Raw genomic sequence first — 13,097 nt, 5'->3', positions numbered from 1 at the left:
CCTGCGATGCTGGGGCCATGCGCATTGTGGTTCTGGCAGGCGGCATCGGTGGTGCCCGGTTCCTTCGCGGTCTGAAGCTGGCGGCTCCGGACGACGCGGTCATCACGGTCATCGGCAACACCGGGGACGACATCCATCTCTTCGGCCTGAAGGTCTGTCCGGACCTCGACACGGTGATGTACACGCTGGGCGGCGGCATCGACGAGGAGCAGGGCTGGGGACGCACGGACGAGTCCTTCCACGTGAAGGAGGAGCTCGCGGCGTACGGCGTGGGGCCCGGGTGGTTCGGGCTCGGTGACCGGGACTTCGCGACCCACATCGTCCGTACGCAGATGCTGGCGGCCGGTTATCCGCTCAGCGCGGTCACCGAGGCGCTGTGCGAGCGGTGGCGGCCCGGGGTGCGGCTCATCCCCATGTCGGACGACCGCGTGGAGACCCATGTCGCCGTCGACATCGACGGGGAGCGCAGGGCCGTGCACTTCCAGGAGTACTGGGTGAAGCTGCGGGCCTCCGTGGACGCGCAGGCCGTGGTGCCGGTCGGCGCCGAGCAGGCGAAGCCCGCGCCCGGTGTGCTGGAGGCGATCGCCGAGGCGGACGTCATCCTGTTCCCGCCGTCGAACCCGGTGGTGAGCGTCGGCACGATCCTGGCCGTGCCCGGCATCCGGGAGGCCATCGCGGAGGCGGGCGTGCCCGTCGTCGGGCTGTCGCCGATCGTCGGGGACGCGCCGGTGCGCGGCATGGCCGACAAGGTGCTGGCCGCGGTGGGCGTGGAGGCCAACGCCGCCGCCGTCGCCGAGCACTACGGGTCGGGGCTGCTCGACGGATGGCTCGTCGACACCGTGGACGCCGGGGTCGTGGAGCGGGTCGAGTCGGCCGGTATCCGCTGCCGGGCCGTGCCACTGATGATGACCGACCCCGAGGAGGGCACCGCCGCCGCCGCGATGGCGCGCGAGGCGCTGCGGCTCGCGGAGGAGGTGCGGGTCGCGTGAGCTCTGCCGCCGCCCCCTCCTTCCGGGTCTGGGCCGTCGCCGGGATCCCCGAGGTCAGAGAAGGTGACGACCTGGCCAAGCTGATCGTCGCCGCCGAACCGTCGCTCGCCGACGGGGACGTCCTGCTGGTCACCTCGAAGATCGTCAGCAAGGCCGAGGGGCGGATCGTCCGCGCCGACGACCGGGAGGCCGCGATCGACGCCGAGACCGTACGGGTCGTGGCGCGGCGCGGGCCCCTGCGGATCGTGGAGAACAAGCTGGGCCTGGTGATGGCCGCGGCCGGGGTCGACGCGTCCAACACCCCGGCCGGGACCGTGCTGCTGCTGCCCGAGGACCCCGACGCCGCCGCGGCCTCGATCCGCGACGGGGTGCGGGACGCCCTCGGTGTCGAGGTCGGCGTCGTCGTCACCGACACCTTCGGCCGGCCCTGGCGGAACGGGCTGACGGATGTCGCCATCGGGGCCGCCGGCGTACGTGTGCTCGACGATCTGCGGGGCGGCGTCGACGCCCACGGCAACCCGCTGAGCGCGACCGTGGTCGCGACCGCCGACGAGCTGGCCGCCGCGGGCGACCTCGTGAAGGGCAAGGCGGGCGGGCTGCCGGTCGCCGTGGTGCGCGGCCTGAGCGGCGTGGTGGCCCAGGAGGGCGGCTCCGCGCGCGAGTTGGTGCGCGTGGCGCGGGACGACATGTTCCGCCTCGGCACCTCGGAGGCCGTACGGGAGGCCGTGACGCAGCGGCGTACCGTGCGGGCCTTCACCGACGAGCCGGTCGACCCGGGCGCCGTGCGCCGGGCCGTCGCCGCCGCCGTCACCGCGCCCGCGCCGCACCACACGACGCCGTGGCGGTTCGTGCTGCTGGAGTCCGAGGCGGCGCGGACCCGGCTGCTCGACGCGATGCGGGACGCGTGGGTCGCCGACCTGCGCCGCGACGGCAAGAGCGAGGAGTCGATCGCCAAGCGGGTCCGGCGCGGGGACGTGCTGCGCAACGCGCCGTACCTCGTCGTGCCCTGCCTGGTCATGGACGGGTCGCACACGTACGGGGACGCGCGGCGGGACGCCGCCGAGCGGGAGATGTTCGTCGTGGCCGCCGGGGCCGGGGTGCAGAACTTCCTGGTGGCGCTGGCCGGGGAGCGGCTCGGCTCGGCGTGGGTGTCGTCCACCATGTTCTGCCGCGACGTCGTACGGGACGTGCTCGACCTCCCGGCGCGATGGGACCCGATGGGGGCCGTCGCGGTGGGGCATGCCGCCGCCGCCCCCGCCGAGCGGGCCGAGCGGGCCGTCGCGGACTTCGTCGAGGTGCGGTGAGCACCGACCCGGCCCGGCGGGCGGCTACCACTCGGCGATGTTCACCTTGCGCATCTTGGGCTGCCTGCGGGGCGGGGCGACACCGCTCAGAAGGATGAGGCGGGCGGCCCGGTGGCGCTGGCCCGCGTAGGGGACGAGGAGTTCCAGCATCTCCTCGTCCGTCGCGTCCCGGTTGCCCGCGAGCGCGTAGCCGATGGTGTGCGGCAGGTGCAGATCGCCCGTGGTGACCTCGTCGGGGGCGCCGTTCGTGCGCTGGATCGTCTCGGCGGAGGTCCAGGGGCCGATGCCGGGGACCAGTTCGAGGCGGGCGCGGGCCCGGGCGGGCTCCATGCCGGCCGCCTCCTCCAGGCGGCGCGCCACCTGGGCGGCGCGGATGATCGTCGAGGCGCGCTTGTTGTCGACGCCCGCCTTGTGCCACTCCCAGGACGGGATCAGCGTCCACCCGCGGGCATCGGGCACGACACGCATCCGCAGCTCCTCACCGGCCGGTCCCGGCGCCGGTTCGCCGTGCCGGTGCAGCAGCAGACGCCAGGCGCGGTACGCCTCGTCCGTCGTGATCTTCTGCTCCAGGATCGACGGGATCAGGTTCTCCAGGACCAGGCCCGTACGGGTCAGGCGCAGGCCGGTGCGGCGCCGCGCCGACTCCGCGACCAGGCGGTGGCGCGGCTCGAACGGGGCCGGGTCGTCCAACTCGCCAAGCAGCGCGGGTAGTTGCTCCAGGAACCAGTCGGCTCCCGGGCCCCACGCCTGCGCCTGCACGGTGCCGTCCCGCTGGACGAGCCGGAGCGTGCCCGGGCCCTGCGGGGTACGGCTGGAGCGCCAGACGGCGCCGTCGGGCGTGGTACGGAACGTGGGGTCCGCGGGGCCCCGGCGCAGGACACCGAGCGTGAGGCCCAGGTGGAGGGGGGCCGGTGGGGTGTAGGTGCGGGTCGCCGCCGCCGTCCGGGACGGGGTCGCCGGGGCGGGCGCGGGCACGGCGGCCACGGGTACGCCCGTCCCGCCCGCGCGCACGGTGCTGGTGCGGGGCGGGGAGATCTGCGTACGGGGGGTGTATCGGCGGCCGGCCACGGGGGTCCTCGGGTGGGGCGGGTGTGCCCTACGAGGGTAGGGGACGCGGGGTCCGCTCGGGGCCCCGCTCCTCGATCGCAGGAAGACCCGTGGCCTCGCGGGCGCCTACTGGTCCGAGGAGAAGCGGACCGCCGCCGCCGGGATCGCGGCCTCGCACCAGACCCTGACGCCCGTCTGGAGCTCGTTGTCGGGGCCGACGTGCGCACCGTCGCCGATCACCGCCCCGGTCAGGATCGTGCGGGCCCCGACGCGGGCGTTCCGGCCGATCAGCGAGTCCGTGACCACCGCGCCCGGCTCGATCACCGCGCCGTCCAGGACCGCGGAGCCGAAGACGCGGGCGCCCTCGCCGACCCGCGCGCCCTCACCGACGACCGTGCCGCCGGTCAGCTTGGCGTCCGGGGCCACCGTCGCCGTCGGCAGGACCAGGCAGTCGCCGCAGCGGCCGGGCACCGCGGGGGACGGGGCGCGGCCGAGGACCAGGTCGGCGGAGCCGCGCACGAAGGCGCCGGGCGTGCCGAGGTCGAGCCAGTACGTGGAGTCGACCATGCCCTGGAGGTGGGCGCCGCTCGCCAGCAGTCCGGGGAACGTCTCCCGCTCCACCGAGACCGGGCGGCCCGCCGGGATCGTGTCGATCACCGAGCGGCGGAACACGTACGCCCCCGCGTTGATCTGGTCCGTGACGATCTCTTCGGGGGTCTGCGGCTTCTCCAGGAAGGCCGTGACGCGGCCCGTCCCGTCCGTGGGGACGAGCCCGTACGCCCTCGGGTCCTCGACGCGCGAGAGGTGCAGCGAGACGTCGGCGCCGGTCGACTCGTGCTCGTGGACCAGCGCCTGGATGTCCAGGCCCGTCAGGATGTCGCCGTTGAAGATCAGGACCGGTTCGTCGGGTCCTGAGCGCAGGCGCGAGGCGACGTTGCGGATGGCGCCGCCGGTGCCGAGGGGCTCGACCTCGGTGACGTACTCCAGGTGGAGGCCGAGGCGGGAGCCGTCGCCGAAGTACGGCTCGAAGACCTCCGCCAGGTACGACGTGGCCAGCACGATGTGGTCGACGCCCGCCGCCTTCGCCCGCGCCAGTTGGTGCGTGAGGAACGGCACGCCCGCCGCCGGGACCATCGGCTTCGGTGTGTTCACCGTGAGCGGGCGCAGTCTGGTGCCCTTGCCGCCGACCAGGAGGATCGCTTCTGTCACCTGTCGTCTCTGCTTCCTGCTGGGGCCGGCCGAACTGTCTTTCGACCGGCCAGTGTCTCAGACCGTGTGCGACCCGGGCCGACCGGCTTCAGCGGCCCTGGAGGCGGGCGGCGCTGCTGCGGGCATGGCCGAGCTTGTTGTAGAGACGGCGTCCCGGACATTCGGTTGCGAAGCCGTCCCGGTGGCCGGAGATCACATGCAATCGCACCTTCGTTCCCTTGCGGTACAGATTGCCACCACCCGACTTGAGATATGTCGTACCGCTCGGATTCGCCCCGTACAGGCCGAGCTTCCAGGCCGTGAGCCGCGCGATCGCGTTCACCGCGGCGGCGGGCGGGTTCGTGCCGCTGAACGAACCGAGCACGGCGACGCCCATGCTGTTCGTGTTGAAGCCGAGGGTGTGGGCGCCCATCACGGGCTTCGTCACGCCACCCGCCCGGCCCTCGTAGATGGTGCCGCATTTGTCTACGAGGAAGTTGTAGCCGATGTCGCGCCAGCCACTGCTCTTCACGTGGTAGCGGTAGATACTGCGAATGACGGAAGAGGCTTGTGAGCAGCGGTAGTTGTTGCCGGTCGCGCTGTGGTGCACGAAGGCCGCCTTCACCGTCTTGGTGTACGCGAACTTCTTCTCGCGCAGCTTCTCGTCCGCGCCCCAGCCCTTGCGGGTGACGATGCGCGGGCGCGCCCCCACGTACGGGCGGGCCGTGGTCGTCTCGACGTCGCCGCCGCGGGACACGATCAGCTCGTCCTCCGTCTCCTTCTTGGAGAGTTCGGGGATCTCCGTGGCCGTGTCGGCGGCGGCGTCCGTGGGGGTTTTGGCGGAGGTGCCGGCGGGGGTGGCGCCACCGGCCGGGACCGGGCCCGGACCGGGGGGCGAGGGTTCCGCGCCCGGGTCGACCAGCTCCAGGCGCAGGCCCCTGGGCAGCGGGGCCGGGGCGGCCGGCCGGGACGGGGCCTCGGTCCTCGCCGGGGCCTCGCCGTCCACCCGCACCTCCACGCCGTCGGAGTCGCCGACCCACAGGGGGGCCGTCGAGCCGCGGACGTGGCCCGACGTGTGCTCCGGGGTGTCCAGGTCCGGGGCGTCGTCGTTGTGCGTCTCCACGTCCTGCCAGGCCGACCACCTCGCCGTGCCGGTGGCACGGGTGCGGACCTGTACGTGGCCGTGGAGTTCGGCGTTCGGATCGTCCCAGACCACGCCGACCAGGGAGAACGGGCGGACATCGCGCTGCGGCAGGCCCTGTTCCTCCGGCGCGCCGGAGGCTCGGGTGGCGTTGGTGAGCGGGGCGAGGGCCAGCGACTGGGTGCTCCCCGGGATCGCGTCCCGCGCCGGGGAGGGGGCGGCGGCGTGCGAGGGGTCGGGCAGGGTGAGCGGGAGGGCCAGGGCGGCCGCGCAGGTGACGCCCACGGAAGAAGCAAGAAGTCCACGCATGCTCATGATCCTGGGCGCCCGGGAGGGGGTTCGGCCATCGGGCCGTGCCATATGGGGGGGGGTGCGGGGGGCCGCGTAGGGTGGTTCGGGTGAATGCCGCGCACCGTACTTCCGCCGCTCTCCTCCAGGCCGCTCTCGTCGCCGATCCGGGGCGGCCGCTCGTCACCTTCTACGACGACGCCACCGGGGAACGGGTCGAGTTGTCCGTCGCCACCTTCGCGAACTGGGTGGCCAAGACGGCCAATCTGTTGCAGGGCGAGCTGAACGCCGAGCCCGGGGACCGGGTCGCCGTGTTGTTGCCGGCGCACTGGCAGACGGCGGTGTGGCTGCTGGCCTGTTCGTCGGTCGGGGTCGTCGCCGAGGTGGGCGGGGACCCGGCCGCCGCCGATGCCGTCGTCAGCGGGCCCGACACGCTGGACGCGGCCCGGGCCTGTCCGGGTGAGCGGGTCGCGCTCGCGTTGCGGCCGCTGGGCGGGCGGTTCCCGCAGCCGCCCGAGGGGTTCGTGGACTTCGCCGTGGAGGTGCCCTCGCAGGGCGACCGGTTCGTGCCCTTCTCCCCCGTCGACCCGCAGGAGCCCGCGCTCGTCGTCGCCGGGGCCCGGTGGACCGGCGCCGACGTGGTGGACAAGGCCGTCGCCGACGCGCCGGGGCTCGGGCTGACCGGGCCCGGGTCGCGGCTGCTGTCCGGGCTCGCGTTCGACACGTGGGAGGGGCTGAGCGCCGGGCTCTTCGCGCCGCTCGCGGCCGGTGGCTCCGTCGTGCTGTGCCGCAATCTCGACCGGCTCGACGACGAGGCTCTCGCCAAGCGGGTCGAGAGCGAGCGGGTCACCGCCGTCGCCCGGTAGCCCGTTCGGCTCAGCTCTCCCGGCCCGTCGCCCCGGCGGGGTCCATGGTCGTAGAGACGCGTGCGACCGCATGCGGGACTTCGTAGCCGCCACGAGGGGACCCACGTGACCGACCCGGCAGCCATTCCTCCGCAGGCCGGCAGCGGGGCGCCGCTCGGCCCCGGTGGGGGCGCGACCCCTACCGGCGCCGGGCGCACCCGGCGCCGCAGGAGATGGCTGCGGTACTCGGCGATCGGTGCCGCGCTGCTGGTGATGGTGGCGGGCGGGACGGGCTGGATCGCGTACGAGCGGCTCAACGGGAACATCACGAAGGACGCGGACGCCGCCGCCGAACTCGCCCGCTACGAGAAGGAACGGCCCGGCGCGCTGGTCTCGGGGGCGCAGAACCTGCTGCTGATCGGCTCCGACTCGCGGGCCGGCGCCAACCGCGAGTACGGCCGCGACGACGGTACCCAGCGCTCGGACACCACGATCCTGCTGCACGTCGCGGCGGACCGGAGGAGCGCGACCGCCGTCTCGTTCCCCCGCGATCTGATGGTCGACGTGCCGGCCTGCCGCCGGTTCGACCACACCCGCAACGAGCCGATGTTCGCCATGTTCAACTACGCGTTCGAGGTGGGCGGTTCGGCCTGCACCATCCGTACCGTCGAGAAGATGACCGGGGTGCGGATCGACCACCACATGGTCGTCGACTTCAAGGGGTTCAAGGACATGGTCGACGCCGTCGACGGTGTCGAGGTGTGCCTGGAGGAGCCGATCGACGACGCGGACGCGCATCTGCGGCTGGCCCCCGGCCGGCATCTCCTCGACGGTGAGCAGGCCCTCGGCTACGTACGCGCCCGCAAGAGTCTCGGCAACGGCAGCGACACCGACCGGATGGACCGCCAGCAGCGGTTCCTCGGCGCGCTCGTCACCAAGGTGCAGAGCGACGGCGTGCTGCTGAACCCGGCGAAGCTGTACCCCGTGCTCGACGCGGCCACCTCCTCGCTGACCACCGACCCGGACCTCGCGAGTCTGCGCGGGCTCTACGACCTCGTGCGCGGGATGCGCGGCATCCCGGCCGACCGCATCCAGTTCCTGACCGTGCCGCGGCGGTCGTACGTCTATGACGCCAACCGGGACGAGCTCGTCCAGCCCGATGCCCGGCGGCTCTTCAAACGGCTGCGTACCGACGCGCCCGTGGTCGTCGCCCCGCAGACGCCCACGGACATCCGGGCCGGGAGCCGGCCCGCCCCCGCACCCACTTTCCGCGGCAACACGGCCCGGCAGAGCTCGTGCAGGTGAGGCGTCACAGCCGTCACGGGTAAAGCGGAAGTCATCAGTCGGCACACAGGTTCACAGAAATGAGCCGGAATGCCCAGTTGTAGGGGAGTGGAATTTGTCACCGTCGTCGCTCGACGCTGAGCTGGGCGGATAGTGTGAGCGATCCGGTGCACCCGGCCATGCTGTCCTGGCGAGGTCGCGCACTGCTTACCGACTGACCGGGCGCCTGCTTTAAGGGGGGCGAGGCGCCGCGTGGCCCCGACGGAGGATGCAGACAACCGTGGACGCGCAAGGCCGTGGGCGGGCCGACGACATCGACCCCGCAGACCAGTGGGTGCTCAACCCCAGCACCGGTGACTACGAACTGCGACTGGCCCCTTCCGCTGGGCAGTCGACCGTGCCGGCTCCCCGCCGCACCGCCCCCCGGGGCAGCAGGCGCGAGCAGCGGGACGTGCCCCCGCAGCGCAGGCGGCGCGAGCCGCCGCCGCAGCCCGCGGGGCCGGGGCGGCGCCGCTCGAAACCGAAGAAGAAGTCGACGGCGAAGAAGGTCCTGCTGTGGTCGTCGGGCAGCGTGGCCTTCGTGGTCCTCGCCGCCGCGGCCGGCGGGTACCTCTACTACCGCCACCTCGACGGCAACATCACGACGCAGGACGTCGTCGGCGCCAAGAACGGCTTCAGCAAGGACGAGGCGTTCAACATCCTCGTCATCGGCACCGACAAGCGCACCGGCAAGGGCAACGAGGGCTACGGCGACAAGGGCAGCGTCGGCCACGCCGACACGAACGTGCTGCTGCACGTCTCCAAGGACCGGACGAACGCGACCGCGCTGAGCATTCCGCGCGACCTGATCGTGGATGTGCCGGCCTGCCAGGTGAAGGACGCCGACGGCGGCCTCAAGACGATCGCGGGCTCCTCGAACGTCCGCTTCAACACCAGCCTGGGGCAGGACGAGCGGGACGCCGGCTGCACCATGGCGACCGTCAAGGCGGTCACCGGGATCACCGTCGACCACTTCATGATGGCGGACTTCAACGCGGTGAAGACGCTGTCGACCGCGGTGCGCGGCGTGGAGGTGTGTGTCGCCAAGGACGTCGACGACCCGGACTCGCACCTCAAGCTGAAGGCGGGCACGCACAACCTGCAGGGTGAGCAGGCGCTCGCGTTCCTGCGTACCCGGCACAGCTTCGGCAACCAGGGCGACCTGGACCGCATCAAGGTGCAGCAGAACTTCCTGAGTTCGCTGGCGCGCAAGATGAGTTCCGGCGACACCCTGACCAACCCGGGGAAGCTGACCTCTCTCGCCGAGGCCGCGACGAAGGCGCTCACCGTCGACAAGGGCATCGGAAGCCTGAGCAAGCTCAAGGACGTGGCCCTGGAGCTGAAGAGGGTTCCGCCGAAGAACCTGACGTTCCTGACGGTGCCGGTGCGGGACAACCCGGCGGACGGCGTCGTGCACAAGACGGTCATCGTCGACGAGGGGGCGGCCCCGCAGGTCTTCGACGCGATCAAGAACGATGTGTCGCTGACGGAGACGAAGAAGAAGCAGAAGGCCGCGGAGGACGCCAGGCTGAAGGGCGAGAAGTCCGCCGCGGGCGATGTCCGCGTCGACCTCTACAACGGCAGCGGCAGGACGGGCGCCGCGCAGGCGACGCTCACCTGGCTCCAGAACAGCGAAGGCGTCACCAAGTCCAGCCAGATGGGCAACAAGCCCGCCCAGGCCAAGACGACCCTGGAGTACTCGCCCGACCAGGCCGACCAGGCCCGCCGCCTCGCCGACATCATGGGTCTGTCGGGCTCCGCGCTGAAGGAGGGCGAGAGCGAGACGAACGACCAGGGGTTGCCGGCGATGGTGCTGATCCTCGGCAAGGACTTCAAGGGCGCGGGGACGCCCATCAGCGGTGGCACGGCGAAGGTCGAAGTTCCCAAGACGACGGCCGACAAGACTGTGTGTGCCAAGTGACCAACCTAGGCCGCCCTTCAACTGTCTAACCATGTGACAGCGGGGCGGCCGAGCCATGGTCGCGGGCGGGGAGGGTGGGGCAGGGACATGGGGCGAAGTGGCGTGCGCGGGGAGCGTGCTCGGACGGACCGCCGCGGTGAGGTGGCGTCGGGCGCCGGGGAGCCGGGGCGCGGCGAAACCGGGCAGGAAAACGTTTCCGCAGGTGAGAACAGGGCGCCGCGGGGCCGCAAACCCCTGAGCCACCGTCGGGCGGGCACCCGGCCGAGGCGGCGCAGACACCGGATACTGCGCTGGACCGCGGGCGTCCTCGCGGTCCTGGTGCTCGGCACGGCCGGTGCCGGTTACCTCTACTACCGGCACCTCAACGGCAACATCAAGACGGCCAAGCTCAATCTGGGCGAGCACAAGGTCGCCGGTCCCACCCCGAACGCGGCGGGCCAGACCCCGCTGAACATCCTGCTGATCGGCTCCGACGCGCGCGACAACAAGGAGAACCAGAAGCTGGGCGGCGCCAAGGAGACCTTCAACGGCACCCCGCTCGCCGATGTGCAGATGCTGGTGCACCTGTCGGCGGACCGCTCGAACATGTCGGTGGTCAGCATGCCGCGCGACACCCTCCTGCGCCTGCCCAAGTGCACCGACCCGGACAGCGGGAAGGAGTACGCGGCGACGATCGGCCGGCGGATGACGAACGAGTCGCTGGGCCGCGGCGGACCGGGCTGCACGGTAGCGACCTGGGAGCAGTTGACCGGCATCCACATCGACCACTTCATGATGGTCGACTTCTCCGGTGTGGTGTCGATGGCGGACGCGATCGGCGGCGTACCGGTCTGCGTGGACGCCAACATCTTCTCCAAGGACAGCCAGGGCCACGGCTCGGGGCTGAAGCTGCGGGAGGGCACGCGCCCCGTCAAGGGTGTGCAGGCCTTGCAGTGGCTGCGGACCCGCTACGGCTTCGAGGACGGCACCGACATCGCGCGCGCCAAGGCGCAGCACATGTACATGAACTCGATGGTGCGCCAACTGCGCGAGAACGCCACGTTCTCCAACCCGGGCAAGCTGCGGACCCTCGCGGAGAAGGCGACGAAGGCGCTGAAGGTCGATGACGGCCTGGACACCGTGAAGAAGCTGTACGACCTGAGCAACGAGCTGAAGAAGCCCGAGCCTGACCGCATCACGATGACGACGATGCCGTTCGTGTACGTGGGTGCCCGCGTCGCGCCCAAGGAGGGCGAGGCCGAGCAGTTGTTCCGCCTGGTGCGCGACGACATCGCGCTGGACGGCAAGGACAAGAAGAAGCCGGCCGAGGGCGGCGGGGACAAGGGCTCCACCGATCCGGCCGCGGCCGACGACAAGATCGCCGTGCAGGTGCGCAACGGTACGCGGACGGCGACGACGCCCGCGTCGGCCGGCCGGGCCTCCGCGGTGGCGCAGCTCCTGATCGGCAAGGGGTTCACGCAGACCGTGGCGGACCGGGGTCAGTCGTCGGTCGAGGACCGGACGGTGATCCGGTACCCGTCGGCCGATCTGGAGGGCGACGCGCAGCGGGTCGCCAAGTCTCTCGGTATCGGCCTGGGTTCGGTGCAGAGGTCGACGGACGTGTCCGGGGTGACGCTCTTCGTGGGCGCGGACTGGAAGACGGGGAACACCTACCCGAAGGCCGCGGCGAGCGACAAGGCCCCGCAGTCGGACCAGACCCAGAACGGCGCCGACACCGGCACGTGCATGCACGTGAACCCGGACTACACCTGGTAGCGCGGCGGGCGCGGCGGCGGGAGTGCCCTGGAGGGGGCAACTCCCGCTCCTTACGCGTCAGTTGGCGGCGGGCTCGCTGTGCACGGTCGGCCTGCGGGAGGCGATGACCTTCCGGGCGAGCGACTTCGGGCTCGTCAAGAAGCCCCAGCCCCACGACATGTGCATCGTGGCGAGGGCGACGGGGATCTGGGCGCGGGCCTTGAGGGGCAGCCCCTTGCCGGCCGGGACGGAGCCCGCGACGATCGCCGCCAGATAACCGGCCGGGAGCACGAAGGCCCACGGCGTGACGGCAGCGCCGACCACGATGCCCGCCGCGACGGCGACGAGGGCGGTCGGCGGCGCGAGGTAGCGCAGGTTGATGGAGCCCGCGTGGTAACGGGCGACCACATGGCGCCAGCGGCCGTAGTCCTTGTACTGCTTGGCCAGCGCCTTCACGGAGGGCCGGGGGCGGTAGGAGACCCTCAGCTCGGGCGAGAACCAGATGAGGCCGCCGGCGTCGCGGATGCGGAAATTCAGCTCCCAGTCCTGGGCGCGGATGAACTCCTCGTTGTAGCCGCCCTGTCGCTCCAGCGCCTCGCGCCGGAACACGCCCAGGTACACCGTCTCGGCGGCCTGCGCCGTGCCGCCGGTGTGGAAGACGGCGTTGCCCACACCGATCTTCGAGGTCATCGCGGCGGCGACGGCCTTCTCCCAGTCGTTGGTGCCCTGGGCGTGCATGATGCCGCCCACGTTCATCGCGCCGGTCTCCTCCAGGAGGCGCACGGCGGTCGTGATGTAGCCCGGCGACAGCGCGGCGTGGCCGTCGACGCGGACGACGACCGGGTGCCGCGACGCCTTGATCGCGGCGTTCAGCGCGGCCGGGGTGCGGCCCGTCGGGTTCGGCACCGTGTGCACCCGGGGGTCCTCCGCGACGAGCTGCGCGGCGATCTCGTCCGTACGGTCGGTGGACGGGCCGAGGGCGACCACGACCTCCATCTCGCCGTCGTACTCCTGCGCCAGGATCGCCTCTACGGCTTCGCGCAGGTGCCGCTCCTCATTGAGGACGGGCATGATCACGGAGACGGCCGGAAGCCGGTGGTTCGCGTTCATCGCGGATCACGTTACCGCTAACGGGGGACATGGGTGCGCGCCGCCCGGCTCACTACCGCGGTCTGGAGATCGTATGGGCCTACGGTGCTCGCGTCCCACGCCCGCCGCCGCGGAGGTGTCCCCCACGTGCCCACGCCGCCCCGCTCCCCCGCCCGTCCGAACCGCCGCCCGCCGCGGCCCGCGCAGAGCCGGCCGACCGAGCCCCTG

General features: G+C 72.2%; 10 protein-coding genes. 6 read left to right on the top strand and 4 right to left on the bottom strand.

Features of this window, described 5'->3' with window-relative positions; all coding sequences use genetic code 11:
- Positions 1 to 17: 17 nt before the first annotated feature.
- Positions 18 to 989, top strand: coding sequence for a 2-phospho-L-lactate transferase (gene cofD / locus ACIRF8_RS28780; protein ID WP_404219313.1), 972 nt, complete (start codon positions 18 to 20; stop codon positions 987 to 989).
- Complete coding sequence (locus ACIRF8_RS28775) at positions 986 to 2,293, top strand: coenzyme F420-0:L-glutamate ligase (protein ID WP_404219311.1); 1,308 nt, start codon at positions 986 to 988, stop codon at positions 2,291 to 2,293. The genes cofD and ACIRF8_RS28775 overlap by 4 nt, the downstream gene beginning before the upstream one ends.
- 24 nt (positions 2,294 to 2,317) lie before the next feature.
- On the opposite strand, the gene ACIRF8_RS28770 is transcribed toward ACIRF8_RS28775, so the two are convergent.
- From ACIRF8_RS28770 to ACIRF8_RS28760, 3 genes are all read right to left on the bottom strand, one after another.
- On the bottom strand, positions 2,318 to 3,361 hold the full coding sequence (locus ACIRF8_RS28770) for a DNA-3-methyladenine glycosylase family protein (protein WP_404219308.1): 1,044 nt from the start codon (positions 3,359 to 3,361) through the stop codon (positions 2,318 to 2,320).
- A 105-nt stretch (positions 3,362 to 3,466) separates the two neighbouring features.
- A complete protein-coding gene (locus ACIRF8_RS28765; protein WP_404219306.1) occupies positions 3,467 to 4,549 on the bottom strand; it encodes a sugar phosphate nucleotidyltransferase in 1,083 nt (360 codons plus the stop codon).
- 88 nt (positions 4,550 to 4,637) lie between these two features.
- Positions 4,638 to 5,978, bottom strand: a complete 1,341-nt coding sequence (locus ACIRF8_RS28760) for a peptidoglycan recognition protein (protein WP_404219303.1) — start codon at positions 5,976 to 5,978, stop codon at positions 4,638 to 4,640.
- Positions 5,979 to 6,067: 89 nt separating this feature from the next.
- On the opposite strand from ACIRF8_RS28760, the gene ACIRF8_RS28755 reads away from it, so the two are divergent.
- The 4 genes from ACIRF8_RS28755 to ACIRF8_RS28740 all read left to right on the top strand — a co-directional run bounded on the left by ACIRF8_RS28755 (position 6,068) and on the right by ACIRF8_RS28740 (position 11,801).
- Complete coding sequence (locus ACIRF8_RS28755) at positions 6,068 to 6,823, top strand: TIGR03089 family protein (RefSeq protein WP_404219301.1); 756 nt, start codon at positions 6,068 to 6,070, stop codon at positions 6,821 to 6,823.
- A 123-nt stretch (positions 6,824 to 6,946) separates the two neighbouring features.
- Positions 6,947 to 8,107 carry an LCP family protein gene (locus ACIRF8_RS28750; RefSeq protein WP_404219380.1) on the top strand — a complete coding sequence of 387 codons (1,161 nt, stop codon included), beginning with the start codon at positions 6,947 to 6,949 and terminating at the stop codon, positions 8,105 to 8,107.
- Between the two features lie 259 nt (positions 8,108 to 8,366).
- On the top strand, positions 8,367 to 10,046 hold the full coding sequence (locus ACIRF8_RS28745; RefSeq protein WP_404219298.1) for an LCP family protein: 1,680 nt from the start codon (positions 8,367 to 8,369) through the stop codon (positions 10,044 to 10,046).
- Positions 10,047 to 10,133: 87 nt separating this feature from the next.
- Positions 10,134 to 11,801 carry an LCP family protein gene (locus ACIRF8_RS28740; RefSeq protein ID WP_404219295.1) on the top strand — a complete coding sequence of 556 codons (1,668 nt, stop codon included), beginning with the start codon at positions 10,134 to 10,136 and terminating at the stop codon, positions 11,799 to 11,801.
- A gap of 57 nt (positions 11,802 to 11,858) precedes the next feature.
- Here ACIRF8_RS28740 and ACIRF8_RS28735 read toward each other — a convergent pair whose 3' ends face one another.
- Complete coding sequence (locus ACIRF8_RS28735) at positions 11,859 to 12,890, bottom strand: glycosyltransferase family 2 protein (RefSeq protein ID WP_404219293.1); 1,032 nt, start codon at positions 12,888 to 12,890, stop codon at positions 11,859 to 11,861.
- Between the last annotated feature and the right edge of the window lie 207 nt (positions 12,891 to 13,097).

This window comes from Streptomyces sp. NPDC102406 (assembly GCF_044765725.1).
GTDB lineage: Bacteria > Actinomycetota > Actinomycetes > Streptomycetales > Streptomycetaceae > Streptomyces.
The sequence above is the reverse complement of the archived record's forward strand: the minus strand, read 5'-3'. Positions and strand labels throughout refer to the sequence as shown.